Source organism: Pradoshia sp. TA40_28 (genome assembly GCF_059694525.1).
Window position 1 is genome coordinate 240,158 of record NZ_JCATZO010000001.1, and the last position, 15,767, is coordinate 255,924.

A 15,767-nucleotide genomic window follows, 5' to 3' on the forward strand; every position below is an offset into this window, starting at 1 on the left:
AATTATATAAATCTAAAGAAATCAGGAGAAAGTTTAGCCGACTCAACCTTCATTTGGTAAATCAGTATTTACAAGAACGAATTAAGAGAAGTGAATGGAAAACTGATGTGAAATATTATAACTGTTATATGAGGAATTTAATCTGTGAAGAAAGTGAGTGTAATATTGTTGCGTTCCAATTCTGTAGATTCCGACTCACGAATTGAAAAGGAGGTTGATTGCCTCTTAAGCAGGTTATAATGTAAAAGTTTTAACTTGGGAAAGAAAATACAAATATAAAATGAAAAAGAATTTCTACAATCACGAAATGGACAAGCAGATATATTGAACATAGTAAAAATATAAATACGATAAAAGAAAATATTAAATTTGATAAGATTTCAAATGAAGATGTCTCAGTTTCTAGCTTGTTTCCCAATAACGTACACTTTGATTTAAATAGGATGTGTTTCTTTGATCATTTCGCTTTTTACCTATATGTCTTCTTTTATAATCTCTGCTATCATGGCTGTTATTTATCAGAAAAGATTTATAAAATTTAATAGTAACACTTTATCTCAGAAATCTAGTAGTAAAGTGATATGGATGATATTTATCGTTGGAGTTCCAGTCTTTTTAGCTTCCGTACGAAATGGAGTTGGCACGGATTTTTACAATTATTTATCTATATACAATGCAACTAAAGGTCTTTCGATAAAGGATATATTTGATTCAGCTTTAAGTGAACCACTGTTTCTTCTAATTAATCGAATTGCAGAGTTAACTTTTGGAGAATGGGGATTATTTTTATTTGTTTCTTTTTTAACATTAATGTTCATTTTTATGACTGCAGATTATTATAAATCCAATCTTAGTATAGCTGCTGTCATGATGATTTTTTATTTATCATATTACTCTACTTCACTCAATATCATGAGACAAATGCTTGCTGCAGCTATAGTGCTTTATTCATTTCGCTTTATTTTAGAGCGTAAGCCAATCAAGTACTTGTTTTTTATTCTCATTGCCTCACAAATTCATACAAGTGCATATATTTGTTTATTATATTATCTAATTGGATTTAAAAGGAATGGGTTATCACTATTAAAAAAAATAATGTATTATTTAGCAATTATTTGTTCATTTATTATAGCTGTACCCTTAATGGAATTAGTGATTCGGATGCCTGTTTTTGCTAAATATTTGCATTCCTATTCGGTTACAGAAAATGGTGTAGGCTTTGGATTTTTAATCCTTATCCTGCCAGTATTATTACCTATATTATTTTTTAGAAAGCAAATAATTAGTAAAGGAAAAAAATATGACATCCTTATTGATTTATTCATATTGCAAATTCCATTGCAATTTATGGGGTATTTTAGTGACTTTGCAATAAGGTTGACGATTTATTCAGAAATCATTCAAATTATTCTTATACCAATACTAGTTAAATCCATAAACGATAAATCTGAAAGACTGATTGTTGGGGGTTATTACACTATTTGGTATGTAGGTTATTATTTTTACTATATGTATTTCTTGAATAACGGAGGAACTTTCCCTTACGAGTGGATATTATTATAGTAGAGGAGGAAAATAATGGAGCCATACTTAAGTATAATTGTACCAATTTATAAAGTAGAACCATATTTACACAAGTGTATTAATAGTATATTAGAACAGACTTTTAAAGACTTTGAATTAATTTTAGTTGATGACGGATCTCCGGATAATTGTCCTGCTATTTGTGATGAATATGCATTAAAAGACGACAGAGTAAGGGTAATTCATAAAAAAAATGGAGGACTAGTAGATGCACGTAAAACAGGATTAGAGGCTGCATGTGGAACATATATAGGTTATGTAGATGGTGATGATTGGATAGAAAAGGATATGTTCGAATTACTCTGTTCAGCTTCTAAATATCACGATGCTGATATCGTGATATGCGATATTTTAGAGAGTTATCCTAATGTAGAGATAAAATTAACACAAAATATAGCTCCAGGTTATTATGATAAAGAGGCAATGAAAAAATATATCTATCCTTTTATGCTCTATTCAGGCCATTTTTTTGAATTTGGATTGTACCCAGCAGTCTGGAATAAAATATTTAAAAAGGAAATTTTGGAGATTAATCAATATAGGGTAGATAGTAACATTCGTATGGGCGAAGATGCAGCTTGCACATATCCATCTTTACTTGATGCGACTAGTATCTATATTTTAGATAAAAAGTATCTTTATCACTACCGTCAAAATTCCTTGTCAATGACTAAGAAATATGATGATAAGTTTTTTGAAGGTATTATGACATTGCACATACTACTTAAAGAAATAATTGCTGAAAAAAATATTTATGATTTATCTGTTCAACTTGACTATTATCTAGCGTATCTTACAATTGGAGCAATCGATAATGAGCTCAATAAATCAAATAAAAAAAATAGTCGAGAAAAACAAAATTATATTAAGAATATACTTTCAAATGATGAAATAAATCATGCTTTACATGTTATTCCATTAAAGGGGATTCCCATTAATACAAAAATATATTTATGGTTATTGAGAAGGAAACAGATTACATTGTTGAACTTGATACTAAAGGGGTACCGAATAATGAGGAAAAAGGACGTAATTAAATTGTAATTTAGACCATTGACATAAAAGGTACATGAAAGGTAAAGAGGAGAAAGAATATATGGAAAATAAAATCGATTTTGTGCTTTTATGGGTAGATGGAAATGACCCCGAATGGCAAAAGGAAAAGATAAAGTTTTCTCCGAATGAAAAGGAGAATGTCTCTATTAATAGGTACCGAGATTGGAATAACTTACAGTACTGGTTTCGTGGGGTAGAAAAGTATGCACCTTGGGTAAATAGAATCCATTTTGTTACGTACGGTCATTTACCGAATTGGTTAAAAATAGATCATCCTAAGCTAAATATTGTAAAGCATTCAGACTTTATGCCCAAAGAATACTTGCCAACATTTAGTTCCCACCCGATTGAGTTAAATTTACATAGAATAGAGGGATTATCGAATCAGTTTGTTTATTTTAACGACGATATGTTTATCATAAATAGGGTTAAGCCGGAGGATTATTTTAAAAGTGGAATGCCATGTGACAGTGTTAGAATGTGTCAGCTTCAAACTGTGCCACAATCAACCTTTAATTATATTTTATTAAATAATAGTAGTGCCTTAAATCAGTATTTCAATAAAAATAAAGTTGTAAAAGCCCATTTCACAAAGTTTATAAATTTAAAATATGGAGTAAAGGGTAGCTTGAGAAACATTCTTTATTCTATTTTAGATAAGAATGAATTTCCTTCCTTTATTTATGATCATTTACCAGCGCCTTATTTAAAATCGACTTTGCAGGATGCATGGGAAAAGCTTCATAGTGAACTAGATAAAACTTCAAAAAATAAATTTAGAAGTATGGAAGATATAAATCAATATATCTTTCGTTATTGGCAATTCGCGAGCGGCCGATTTTATCCAATTAATATGAGAGAATATGGTAAGGGATTTAGTGTTCCTATTGATTTAGAAAGAATTTATAGCACAATCAAACAGCAAGAATACAAAATGATTTGTATTAACGATAACGATGACAGCATTGATTTTGAGGCTATTATGAAGGAATTGAATAGTCATTTTGATAAAATATTTCCCGAAAAATCCACTTTTGAACTCTAATAACAGAATCATTTAAAGGATAGATAATAATGGAAGATAGTAGTATGAAATTCAATGTTCTAACGAATTTATTTTGGAAATTTATGGAACGTGGTGGATCTCAGATTATCCAGTTTTTGGTTCAAGTTCTCCTTGCTCGTGTATTGTTACCAGAGGACTTTGGCTCGATTGCTATATTAACAATTTTTACAAATTTTGCAAATACAGTTATCCAAAGTGGATTTAACATGGCTCTTGTGCAAAGGAAAGATGTTAATGAAGTTGATTACTCATCGGTTTTTTATCTAAGTTTGGGTGTATCAGGAATTATCTATACATTTTTATTTTTAACCGCTCCTTTTATAGGTGACTTTTATAACAATCCACAACTTTCCAGTATGCTTAGAGTACTGTCTATTATATTATTCTTTGGAGCATTTATTTCCATTCAAACAGCAATTGTATCTAGAAGGATGGAATTTAAAAAATTGTTCTTAAGCAGTCTAGGTGGTTTAATTATTTCGGGGATTGCGGGTATCCTGCTAGCATATAATGGGTTTGGGGTCTGGGCACTGGTATATCAGCAAATAATAAACCAAGTAATATTATTTTTAATACTATACTTTACTGTAAAGTGGAGACCTACGCTTGTATTCTCAATTAAGAGAATACAACGACTTTTTTCTTTTGGTTGGAAAATTTTGTTGTCGCAGTTGTTATACAATTTATATAACGATACAAGAACTATTTTAATTGGAAAGTTATATAGCCCACAAATTCTGGGTTATTATAATAGGGGGTCACAACTACCAGAATTAATTGTTGGTAATATTAATGGTTCAATTCAATCAGTTATGTTACCTGCCTTTGCTAAGCAGCAAGATAATAAACTAAGATTAAAATCTATGATGCGAAAATCAATTATTATCAGCTCGTATATTGTTTTTCCGTTAATGGCAGGACTATTTGTAGTTGCAGAACCGCTAGTTGAAGTTTTATTAACTGATAAATGGCTGCCTAGTGTTCCTTTTATAAGGATTTTTTGTGTAGCCGTTGCCTTCATCCCAATTCACACATCCAACCAACAAGCAATCAACGCGTTAGGAAGAAGTGATATCTCTTTAAAACTAAATATCATAAAAAGGCTAGTTGATTTTACTACGCTAGGGATAACGTTTTATATGGGCATCTACGCGATTGCATTTGGTGGAATCATAAGTGGAATAATAGGGACATTTATTAATGCGTATCCGAATAAAAAACTTTTAAATTATGGTTATATTGAACAGTTGAAAGATATAATGCCCTCATTATTATCTTCGATTTTTATGGGAGCAGTTGTATATAGTGTTCAATTTGTTCATATGTCTGTATATCTTACTCTAATTGTTCAAATCATAGTTGGTATTATATTATATTATATTATTTCAAAGCTATTTAAACTTGAAAGTTACGGTTATTTGATACAGACACTTAGAGAATATTTCTTTTCAAGGAAGTAAAATATAAAATTTAAAAAGGGTAGGGAGAGCTTTGAATATACTAGTAACGGGCGGTGCCGGATATATTGGTTCACACACATGTGTTGCTTTATTGCATGCAGGACATTCAGTCATTATTGCCGATAATCTTTGCAACAGCAAGAGTGAAACTGTTGCAAAGATTATGAAAATTGCAGAAAAGGAAGTTGATTTTTACGAAATTGATGTTACAGATGTAGAAGTTGTTAATAATATTTTTAAAAATCATAAAATTGATGGGGTTATCCATTTTGCTGGATTTAAGGCAGTAGGTGAATCTATAGAAAAACCGCTAGACTATTATTACAACAACATAGTAAGTACAATGGTTCTATTAGAAGCTTGTCAGAAATATGGTGTAAATCGATTTGTATTTAGTTCATCAGCGACAGTATATGGAGATAACAAAGTGCCATTTACAGAGGAAATGGAGCTACTACCAACTACAAATCCGTACGGTGAAACAAAAGCAATGAGTGAGCGGATTTTAACTGATATAGCCAATGCAAACCCTGCTTTCTCAGTATCAATCCTTCGATACTTCAACCCAGTAGGAGCTCATGAGAGCGGATTAATTGGTGAAGATCCAAATGGAATACCAAATAACCTTATGCCATATTTAACTCAGGTAGCCAAAGGTAAGCTTGAGAAATTAGGGATTTTTGGTAATGACTATGCAACTGTTGATGGAACAGGAGTTAGAGATTATATCCATGTAGTAGATCTTGCAGAAGGTCATGTTGCTGCTTTGGAAAATGTAACTGAGGGTGTTCATGTATATAATTTAGGAACCGGAAAAGGTACTAGTGTCCTAGAATTAGTGAAAGCTTTTAAAGAAGCTAATGGCATTGAGGTCCCTTATGAGATTGTGGATAAGAGACTCGGTGATATTGCTTCATGCTATGCTGATACTTCAAAAGCAAAGAGAGAATTAGGTTGGAGTGCAAAACGTGATATTACCGCCATGTGCCGAGATGCTTGGCGGTTTGAGGAAAATCATAAATAAGTTAAAAACATTATTCTTAATGTAAATTACTTAAGTAAAAGTTGGTAGATAAAAATGAAGAAAAAAATGATGATAGTATTTGGGACTAGACCAGAAGCTATTAAAATGTGTCCCTTAGTAAAAGAACTAAAGACTAGAACAAACTTGGATACGAAAGTTTGTGTAACAGGGCAACATAGAGAGATGCTAGATCAAGTATTGGAAGTTTTTGGTGTAGTTCCAGATTATGATTTATCAATTATGAAAGCAAACCAAACCCTATTTGATGTAACAATAAATATTTTGAATAAAATGAAGAATATATTGGAAGAATCAAAACCTGATATGGTATTAGTCCATGGGGATACATCTACAACTTTTGTTACATCTTTAGCTTGTTTTTACTTACAAATACCAGTTGGGCATATTGAGGCTGGGCTAAGAACTTATAATATTTATTCGCCTTTTCCAGAAGAGTTTAATCGCCAGGCTGTAGGTATTATAGCAAAGTATAATTTTGCTCCTACAGAAATGTCTAAACAGAATCTTTTGAAAGAAGGAAAAGATCCTTCAACTGTTTATGTGACTGGTAATACAGCTATTGATGCACTCAGGACTACGGTAAGAGACGACTATTCACATGAGCAACTTGAGTGGGCAGCAGATAGCAAACTCATTATGATAACCGCCCATAGAAGAGAAAATCTTGGAGAGCCTATGCATAACATGTTTAAAGCAATTAAAAGAATTGTGGATGAACATATGGATATTAAGGTTATTTATCCTATACATATGAACCCAACTGTCAGGAAGGCGGCAAATGAAATATTAGGGGAAAATGATAGAGTGAAAATTATTGAACCTTTAGAAGTGCTAGATTTTCATAATTTCCTTTCTAAGTCTTATTTAATATTGACTGATAGTGGTGGTATCCAAGAGGAAGCACCAAGTTTAGGAAAGCCAGTTTTAGTTATGCGTGATACTACTGAGAGGCCTGAAGGAATAGCCGCTGGAACACTCAAATTAGTAGGTACAAATGAAGAAAATATCTATAAGAACTTTAAATTACTCCTAGAAGATAAAGAAGAGTATGAAAAAATGAGTAAAGCTAGTAACCCATATGGTGATGGTTTTGCAAGTAAAATAATTGCAGATATATTAGAAGGTAAATAATATAATCCACTCTATTAATTTGTAAAAAACGGTGTTTTCTGGAAGTTGTTTTACCAAGACTTACCTTTTATTTTGGGCTAAGTAGATTGAAAGTTCGTATTACAGTTATTATAAAAAATAAGTGATTAAGAAGACCGGAGAAATCGTTTAAGATCTCTCCGCTCTTCTTAAGGATTAAATACCTCTAACAATTAACCTTGTTGTCACTCTTGAAAAAAATCCACCAAAATGATTGTATAGAAATGGTGATATTTCACAAAGGAGAGTATCTTAACAAACATAATTTTTAGTATAAAGTCTAAATCATTCACCCTTTCTTCACGACATAGATAAGAAAATTATCTTAATATAACCGATATTTTATAGGTAATATTGCTTTTAGTGAAGAAATGAGGGATATAGGTTGAAGCATAGAACGCTTAGGTGTCCAGAGTGTAAGACTTGGTATGATTATGAGGATGAAGTTATACTAGATTTTGCGAATACAATCTATCATAAAGATTGTTATGAATCTCTTGATAGAAGGTTTACTTTGGAGGATACAGGTACATTCTTAGAACTGTGTATGAAACATGGTTTCTTAGAAGGAAGGCTCTTCTTGCATTAAATAATAAGGTGGATGAGTATAAAAAAGAATGGAACCTTTGTTCCATTCTTTTTACATATTGTAGAGTAGTACTTGTAATCCTAAAATAATTCCAACTGCTCCTACAACTAAGATCGCATAGGTTACGTTCTTTTTGATTTTCCTTTTTCGATACATTTCCTCAGGAGTTTGATAGTAATTCAATTCCGTACCTCCTCGTTTCGGTAACTGGCTGACTTAGCGTGAGTTAAGCCTTAGTCCCTTTAGTTTTGCGTCACCAGTTTTCGCTGGCTTTGCCGTTATCAACGTATAGTATAATGGTACAAAATGTAATATATAGAAAACAGGGTCCAAAGTCGCATTTTGTCAAAATATAACTAAAAGTATATTCATTATTCTTATTGACAAATGAAAAGATATCAGCCCTATGGGAACTGATATCCTAAGTATTCTAAGCTATAATCCTTTCAATCAGCCAATAGGCTCCCATCATAAAGGTAAGAATCGATCCGATGACCATAACGTTTCGATAGAAGTTTTTCTTTTGATACCAAACAAGGAGCGGCAGTAAGAGAATTACAATGATAACCTGTACAATTTCGATTCCTACATTAAAGCTGATCAGCGCCGTAACCAACCCCTCTTTTGAAATGTCCATATCCTTTAAGATATTGGCGAAACCCATTCCATGAATTAATCCGAATAAGAAGGTTAATAACCAGCGTTTCGAGACATGTTTCTTAAATATATTTTCAATCGCCACATAGCAAATACTTAAGGCAATCATCGCTTCTACAAATCGGGATGGTAAATCGGCGATTCCAAGAACAGCTAATGTTAACGTAATACTGTGTGCCACGGTAAAGGCGGTGACCAGTGCGATATATTCCTTTAGGCTTTGGCGTCTGATTAAGAGGACGAATAAAAATAATAAATGATCATACCCAGTCAGGATATGCTCCATCCCGAGCTTGAGGAACGAAAGCCAACTGACATTGCTTTTTGGTTCTGCTGCAGTTGTCTCAGTAACTGGTTGCTCTGATTGTTCCTGCTGTCCGGGAGCCAGCAGCATCGTCACTTCCCGATTCTTTTTCCCCTGCAGTGCACTTTCATAGCTTTGGTTGTCATAGGTAATGCTGACAAAGTTGGTATAATACTTGGTGTTGCTACCTTCCAAATAAATACCGTCCGAGAATTCAATCGATTGGCCTTCCTTTAATCCTGGTAAGGTGAAGGTTAGGGTGGCGACATCCGTTTCATTTTTACTTTCGATTACTAAATCCTGCAGTTCAGGTGATTGAGGTTCCCCATCCGCCTCGAGTAAAAGGCCGTGTTCGATCCATTCCTCAACGCGGTGAGAGATCTCCTTCACTTCTTCTGCATTCAATGTATCATCTTTGTTTGTATCTCCCCCGATTCCTTCAATGATAGATAAGGTATCAATCGAATAGATTAACGTAGATTCCTGTTCTGTAATCATAAGAGATGTATAGGCAGCGCTTAATGGATGAGCATACGAAATACCTTGAAAAGTCAGTGTAGAAAGAATGAATATCATAATACCGGTGAGCCATTTAGAAATAGGTAGCTTTCTCTTATTTTTCGTCAATATGTGTCAAATCCTCCCTAGATTGTTGTTTGTTTTACAAATCTATCATTAAAAATTTTGGAACAAATGTAAAGATATTTTTAACAATATTATATAAAAATGTTAATAATATGTTATTTTTGAAAAATATATATTTAATAAATAGGAAATTTGTTATGATAGATAAGCAATAAAAATATTCCAATAATTGGGGGAGTTTGTGTGAAGAAGCAACGGAAATGGTTTGGCTTACTATTATCCATTCTGTTAATTGTAAACGCTTTCCTGCCACCCTTTATGAGTGGTATCGCACATGCCGAGGAATCGACACGTGTCGCTGATCATCTCGTGATCAGTGAAGTATATGGGGGAGGAGGAAATAATGGAGCTCCATATCTGAATGATTTTATCGAACTATATAATCCAACGGACAAGGATATGAGCCTGGAGGGTTGGTCTATTCAATATGCTTCTGCTTCGAATGATGGAACGAAACCTTTTTCAGGACTTCAAGATCTGACTGGAACCATTAAAGCACATGGCTATTATTTAATCCAGGCAGCACCTGGTGCGGGGAATGGAGTCGCTTTGCCAATGGTTGATGCAACGGCACCTTCTAGTTTTAATTTATCTGGAACAGCCGGACATATTGCATTGGTAAATGGAAAGACGGCTATTTCAAGTAAAGATGATTCAGCTGTCATTGATTTTGTTGGTTACGGCACCACTGCCAAACAGTTCCTTGGTTCAGGACCAACGATAGCGCCCTCGAACTCAGAAAGTGTGGAGCGGTTGGCAAACGATGGCTCAGATCCATCAAATGCTGGAGTCGGTAAAGGAAATGGGTGGGATACAGAAGACAATGCAATGGATTTTGCGAAAGTAAAACCGAATCCGCAAAACAGTTCTTCACCCATAGAGGATGGCTCAGGTACAGGTGAAGTGCCAGGTACACCTGAAGAACCTGAGGTACCGGCTGACCCGACGACTGTGACCAAAATCGGGGAAATCCGCAAATTACAAAGTTTAACTGGATCACCAACGAATGTGGGTACCAAATATTTAATCGAAGGTATCGTATCCGTTGATGATCAGATCTTAGATAACAGCAAAAGCAGCTTTTACATACAAGATGAAACAGGCGGCATTAATGTCTATGGATATACAGGCGATGTAAAGGTGAAAAAAGGGGACAAAGTAAAAGTCCTTGGCCAAATTTTATTTTATAATGGCTTAACTGAATTCGTTTCTCCAACGGTAGAAGTGATTGGTTCGGCTGATGTGCCGGCTCCGGTAGAGATGGAGATAGCTGATCTAGCAAACTACGATAAAGCTGAGCCGCTTGAAGGAATGCTGGTTAAGGTAAAAGGGAATATTTCCTCACTTCCAGACGCTCTTCCTGCCAATGTGACTTTATCCGATGAAGATGGCAAAAGCATCACTCTTCGGATTATGGCAAAGACCCAAATTACATTGGGAACAGATATCAAGGCAGGCGATTATGAAGTAACCGGTATTTTAGGGCAATATGCATCCAAATCACCGTATACTTCAGGCTATCAGATCTACCCAAGGGATAAAGCAGATTTAGCTATCTATTATCCGCTTACCTTAAAACATGAAGCGCTTAAAGAGGCGTATACAGAAACAGATGTCACCATTTCTGCACAAATTGCCGGCGCTGATTCTGCCTCACTTTTTTACAAAGCAAAGGATGCAACAGAGTATGTACAAAAAGAATTAGTAAAAGGGGCTCAACAGCAATACAGCTATACGATTCCAGCCAGTGACGTACCGCAAGCAGGCTTTGACTATTATATAGAAGTAAAAAATCAAAGTGCGACGAAAACAAGCGGTTCAGCTACAGAGCCACATAGCGTGATGATTGTAAAAGATGAAGCTGGTCCGGTGATTTCTGATGAGAGCCCGGTTAATGGTTCTCAAACGGAATCTAAACAGCCGACCATTTCAGCCCAGTTGAAGGACCCAAGTGGGATTGATAAAGCATCCATTAAAATGACCATTGATGGACAGGCTGTTGAAGGTGTATTTAATAAGGAAGCTATTGAATATACTCCGGCGAGCGAGCTATCCCTTGGTGAACATAAAATTAAGGTGACAGCTGCTGATAAAAAAGGCAATCATACAACATATGAATGGTCCTTTACAGTCACGAAAGTATTTACCGAGGGCAAACATTTCCGTGGAACGACTCATAATCATACGAATCTTTCCCACGATGCAGCAGGTACTCCTGAAGAAGCCGTTAAAGCTGCACAAAAGTATGGCTACGATTACTTCGCCTTCTCTGATCACTCACATGATCTTGATGCCGAATTGGTTGGTCAGGACACAGTGAATCGTGACGGAATGCAGGAACGTTCCGGTGGCGCTGATTGGAAATTAACAAAGGATGTTGCTAAACAATATTCGACTGATCAATTTACCGTTTTCCCGGCCTTTGAAATGACCTCCACAACATGGGGACATTCCAATGTATTTGGTACCGAGAACTTTATTGATCGAAATATAAACAGTAAGCAATATCAAACACTCAGCCAATATTATGCGTGGATCCTGACTTACGATGATATCGTAGCCCAGTTTAACCACCCGGATATGTCGGCCAATGCGTTTAATAACTTTACGCCATATGATAAAAATGTTGATAAGTTATTTACGATGTTTGAAGTGGGTAATGGCTCAGGGCATTATTCCTATGCGAATGCAGAAAAGAAATACTTCACTGCCCTTGATTTAGGATGGCATATCGCACCGACTTACGGTGAGGACAACCATGATCAAACATGGGGCGAAACGATGAGACGAACTGTCATTGTTGCGGATGAAAACTCGAATGCTTCTTTGCTAAATGCGATGAGTAAAATGCGTGTCTACATGACAGAGGATCCGAACTTTACGCTTGATGTGTTAGCGAACGGAAGATATATGGGATCGATTGTAGATGGAGATACACTGAAATTTGATATCTCTGGTTCCGATGACGTGGCGGAGAATAACTCAATCGCTGAATATGACTATCTCGATGCGAAATATGTATCGAATGATGAGATTGAAAAAGTAGAATTAATGACTAATGGCGGTAAAGTGATTGATACGTACAAGCCATCCGGTAAATCATTTAACTGGAAACCTGAAGTAAGCATTAAAGGTGGCCAGCAATGGTTTATTGTCAAAGTCACTCAAAAAGATGGTGAACAAGTTTACAGCGCACCGATTTGGTCTGAAGAGAAAGAAGTAGATGTTCGGATCAGCGGGGCCGAGCTGGCAGATGGTGTGGCAATCACCGGCAACCCAACCACTCTTTCAGCAGGTATCAGCAATCTTGGTACTGGTGATTTAACCGGCTTAACGGTTAAATTTTATGAAGATAAAGTGGATGAGGCCAATCTGATTGGTACGGCGCCTATTTCTAAATTAGCTGGTAAAACAGCGACAACGGTTTCTGCCGTTTGGAAAAGCAAAACAAGTGGTGATCAGAACATTATTGTTGTGGTGGATACACCAGAGGGCGACAATGCAGATGATAACCAATTCGTACTGAACGTGAAAGTAAAGGATGCTCTTGGTAAAACTGTCTTGATTGATGCTTCTCATAAAAATGAGAATACTTCAACAGATGGCGGCTCCTATAAGGACAATTTCAAAGCGTTTACGAAATTGATTCAAAATGAGGGCTATAAGGTAGAGGAAAATAAGACTCCTCTAACAGCGGAAGTGCTGAAGGATGTATCGGTTCTTGTGATGACACATCCGGCAAGCAGCTTAACTGCAGAGGAACGTGTGGCTGTGAAGGACTTTGTCACGGCGGGAGGCTCTCTATTCCTGGCTGCGAAAAGTAATAACAGCGGCGGTTCAACCAGAAGCAATGACTTGCTTGCGGAGATCGGGGCAACGATTCGGGTAAGTGATGACCAAACGAATGACTTATCTAAGGAAGGAAACTTCTGGTCCAATCCGGAAACATCTCCATTCGCGATTCGTTTACATCCGGGTCTTGTGAACAGCTTAATCACAGACCGCGTCGCCACGATTGAGTATTACAGTGGCTCCAGTCTGGAGGGGGCTGGACATAAACCATTGGTAAACTCAGATACGGTAAGTGTCCTTGTATCCGGTAATGAAACGACCTTCCAGAAAAACGCGAGGAATGAAACATATGTATATGATGCCGTTTCGGATGAAACAGGCGGCTCAGCCATTCCGATGATTGCATCTGAAACGATCGGAGAAGGAAAAATCATCGTTGCTGGCAGTAACTTTGCGAATGATAAACAGCTCGATGAATCGTATAATCCAAAGGGCAATGATGAAATGGCCCTAAATTCGATTAACTGGCTGGCAGAACGTGAAACGAAAGTAACATCGGTTAAAGAAGTAAGGAAGCTGGCTGATGGAGAGAGCGCAGTCATTGAAGGAACGGTCACAACAGCAGCGGGAACTTTCTTTGATGCCTTCTATGTTCAGGATGAATCGGGCGGAATCATGGCCTTCAATGAAGTACCGACTGATGCTGACTTGAAGCTTGGAGATAAGGTTCGTATTTATGGACATATCAAAACCTTTGATAATAATAAGGAAATTGAATTTGATGCCTTTGCGCTGGACGTAATAAAAACAGGCAAAACCGATCCAGTCGCGCCAAAAGTGCTTACAACAAAAGAAGCCGGTATGGATGAAAATCAAGGCTTGCTTGTAAAAGTAACGGGTCAGGTTGTATCGAAGTATGATGAAAGATCCTATGTCATCAATGACGGTTCCGGAGATATCCTTGTCTTTACAGATGGGTATATCGAAAATCAAGGTGAAAAAGTGAAAGTACCTTCCTTGAAAAAAGGAGATACGCTTGAAGCAGTCGGATTAACCGGTGATTTTGCTGACGGGAAACGGATCCGTGTCCGGGATACGAAAGAGTTGAAAAAGATAGCAGATGCACCGCCTGGATCTCCAATTGTTAATGAAGAAATTAAAGACCATACGAAAAAAATAACAGGTAAGGCAGAAGCGGGCAGCACGATTATTGTCAAAGTGGGCACTACCATCATCGGGGAGACCAAAACGGACGCGAGCGGAAGCTTCACTGTTGAAATCAAACCGCAAAAAGCAGGAACTGTCCTTAACATCCTTGCTAAAGTTGGAGACAAAGAAAGTGTTGTCCTCACCAAAACAGTTACTGATGGAACAGCTCCAACTAAACCAGTTGTTGATAAGGTAACGGATCAATCCAAATACGTAACTGGGAAAGCGGAAGCGGGATCGACAGTAACGGTTAAAGCCGGAAAAGCTAAATGGGTTAGTAAAGCTGATAAGAATGGGAAGTTCAGCATCAAGATTACGCTTCAAAAAGCAGGAACAGTTTTGATTGTTACGGCGACGGATTCAGCGAAACATATCAGCCCCGAAACGAAAGTAACAGTAGCTGATAAAACGGCACCTGCTAAACCAACCGTTAATCGGATAACAGACAAAGCAACGACTATAACCGGGAAAGCAGAGGCTAAATCAAAAGTTACGGTTTATAAAGGTACTCAAAAAGTTGGTTCTGCCACTGCTGAGAAAGATGGCAAGTACTCTGTAAAGATTTCGAAACAAAAAGCGGGTACAGAGCTGCGCATCACAGCTACTGACGCAGCTGGCAATAGTAGTTCTGTAACAAAAGTGAAGGTTGTCGACGCAACGGCACCTGCTAAGCCGAAGCTTAAAACAACCATCACTGACAAAACAACTAAGCTTGAAGGATCTGCTGAAGTTGGTTCAACGGTATCCGTCAAGGTTGGCAAGAAAACATGGACAGCTAAAGCGGATAAAAAAGGCCAATTTAAGTTGTCCATATCCAAGCAAAAAGCTGGAACCACCGTGACCATCTGGGCTACCGATGCAGCTAAAAATAAAAGCCAATCTCTAACGGTTAAAGTGAAGGACAAGACACCACCGGCTGCACCAAAATTGTATCCGGCCTATTCCTTCCAACGGCAGCTTTCTGGAATGGCTGAGCCAGGAGCAACCATTACCGTAAAACACAAAAACCGTGTGATCGCTACTACTAAAGCAAATACAAAAGGCTATTTCAAAGCACGCATCAATTACAAAAAAGGGGTTGTTATAACCATCACCGCAACCGATGCTGCGAAGAACAAAAGTAAGGCAACATCTGTAAGATTAAAATAATCGAAGAAATGTAAACATCCTGCTCTAACCGGAAGATTGGTCACGAGCAGGATGTTTTTTTC

At 36.6% G+C, this 15,767-nt stretch carries 9 protein-coding genes and 1 riboswitch; of the genes, 7 read left to right on the forward strand and 2 right to left on the reverse strand.

Going from position 1 to position 15,767, the window contains the following annotated elements:
* Positions 1-477 precede the first annotated feature (477 nt).
* The 6 genes from AC58NB_RS01110 to wecB are packed head-to-tail and all read left to right on the forward strand — an operon-like array spanning position 478 to position 7,342.
* On the forward strand, positions 478-1,563 hold the full coding sequence (locus AC58NB_RS01110; protein ID WP_497424962.1) for an EpsG family protein: 1,086 nt from the start codon (positions 478-480) through the stop codon (positions 1,561-1,563).
* Positions 1,564-1,578: 15 nt separating this feature from the next.
* Positions 1,579-2,628 (forward strand): glycosyltransferase family 2 protein, encoded by a 1,050-nt coding sequence (locus AC58NB_RS01115; RefSeq protein ID WP_497424963.1) that lies wholly within the window; start codon positions 1,579-1,581, stop codon positions 2,626-2,628.
* Positions 2,629-2,680: 52 nt separating this feature from the next.
* Positions 2,681-3,685: a stealth family protein gene (locus AC58NB_RS01120; protein ID WP_497424964.1), complete on the forward strand. Its 1,005-nt coding sequence runs from the start codon at positions 2,681-2,683 to the stop codon at positions 3,683-3,685.
* A gap of 29 nt (positions 3,686-3,714) precedes the next feature.
* A complete protein-coding gene (locus AC58NB_RS01125) occupies positions 3,715-5,166 on the forward strand; it encodes a lipopolysaccharide biosynthesis protein (RefSeq protein ID WP_497424965.1) in 1,452 nt (483 codons plus the stop codon).
* 31 nt (positions 5,167-5,197) lie between these two features.
* A complete protein-coding gene (gene galE, locus AC58NB_RS01130) occupies positions 5,198-6,190 on the forward strand; it encodes a UDP-glucose 4-epimerase GalE (protein ID WP_497424966.1) in 993 nt (330 codons plus the stop codon).
* Between the two features lie 54 nt (positions 6,191-6,244).
* Entirely contained in the window at positions 6,245-7,342 is a 1,098-nt protein-coding gene (wecB, locus tag AC58NB_RS01135; RefSeq protein WP_497424967.1) for a non-hydrolyzing UDP-N-acetylglucosamine 2-epimerase, read from the forward strand.
* A gap of 658 nt (positions 7,343-8,000) precedes the next feature.
* Here wecB and AC58NB_RS01140 read toward each other — a convergent pair.
* Entirely contained in the window at positions 8,001-8,132 is a 132-nt protein-coding gene (locus AC58NB_RS01140; RefSeq protein WP_497424968.1) for a hypothetical protein, read from the reverse strand.
* A 16-nt stretch (positions 8,133-8,148) separates the two neighbouring features.
* A riboswitch (cyclic di-GMP riboswitch) is annotated at positions 8,149-8,236 on the reverse strand.
* 143 nt (positions 8,237-8,379) lie between these two features.
* Complete coding sequence (locus tag AC58NB_RS01145; protein ID WP_497424969.1) at positions 8,380-9,537, reverse strand: HupE/UreJ family protein; 1,158 nt, start codon at positions 9,535-9,537, stop codon at positions 8,380-8,382.
* 201 nt (positions 9,538-9,738) lie between these two features.
* Between AC58NB_RS01145 and AC58NB_RS01150 the strand changes: the two genes are divergently transcribed.
* Positions 9,739-15,705 (forward strand): DUF4350 domain-containing protein, encoded by a 5,967-nt coding sequence (locus AC58NB_RS01150; protein WP_497424970.1) that lies wholly within the window; start codon positions 9,739-9,741, stop codon positions 15,703-15,705.
* Positions 15,706-15,767 lie beyond the last annotated feature (62 nt).

Excerpts from the sequence above, each read along its gene's own strand:
- AC58NB_RS01110 (WP_497424962.1), top strand. The coding sequence starts at position 478 with ATGTCTTCTTTTATAATCTCTGCTATCATGGCTGTTATTTATCAGAAA.
- wecB (WP_497424967.1), top strand. The coding sequence starts at position 6,245 with ATGAAGAAAAAAATGATGATAGTATTTGGGACTAGACCAGAAGCTATT.
- AC58NB_RS01125 (WP_497424965.1), top strand. The coding sequence starts at position 3,715 with ATGGAAGATAGTAGTATGAAATTCAATGTTCTAACGAATTTATTTTGG.
- AC58NB_RS01115 (WP_497424963.1), top strand. The coding sequence starts at position 1,579 with ATGGAGCCATACTTAAGTATAATTGTACCAATTTATAAAGTAGAACCA.
- AC58NB_RS01120 (WP_497424964.1), top strand. The coding sequence starts at position 2,681 with ATGGAAAATAAAATCGATTTTGTGCTTTTATGGGTAGATGGAAATGAC.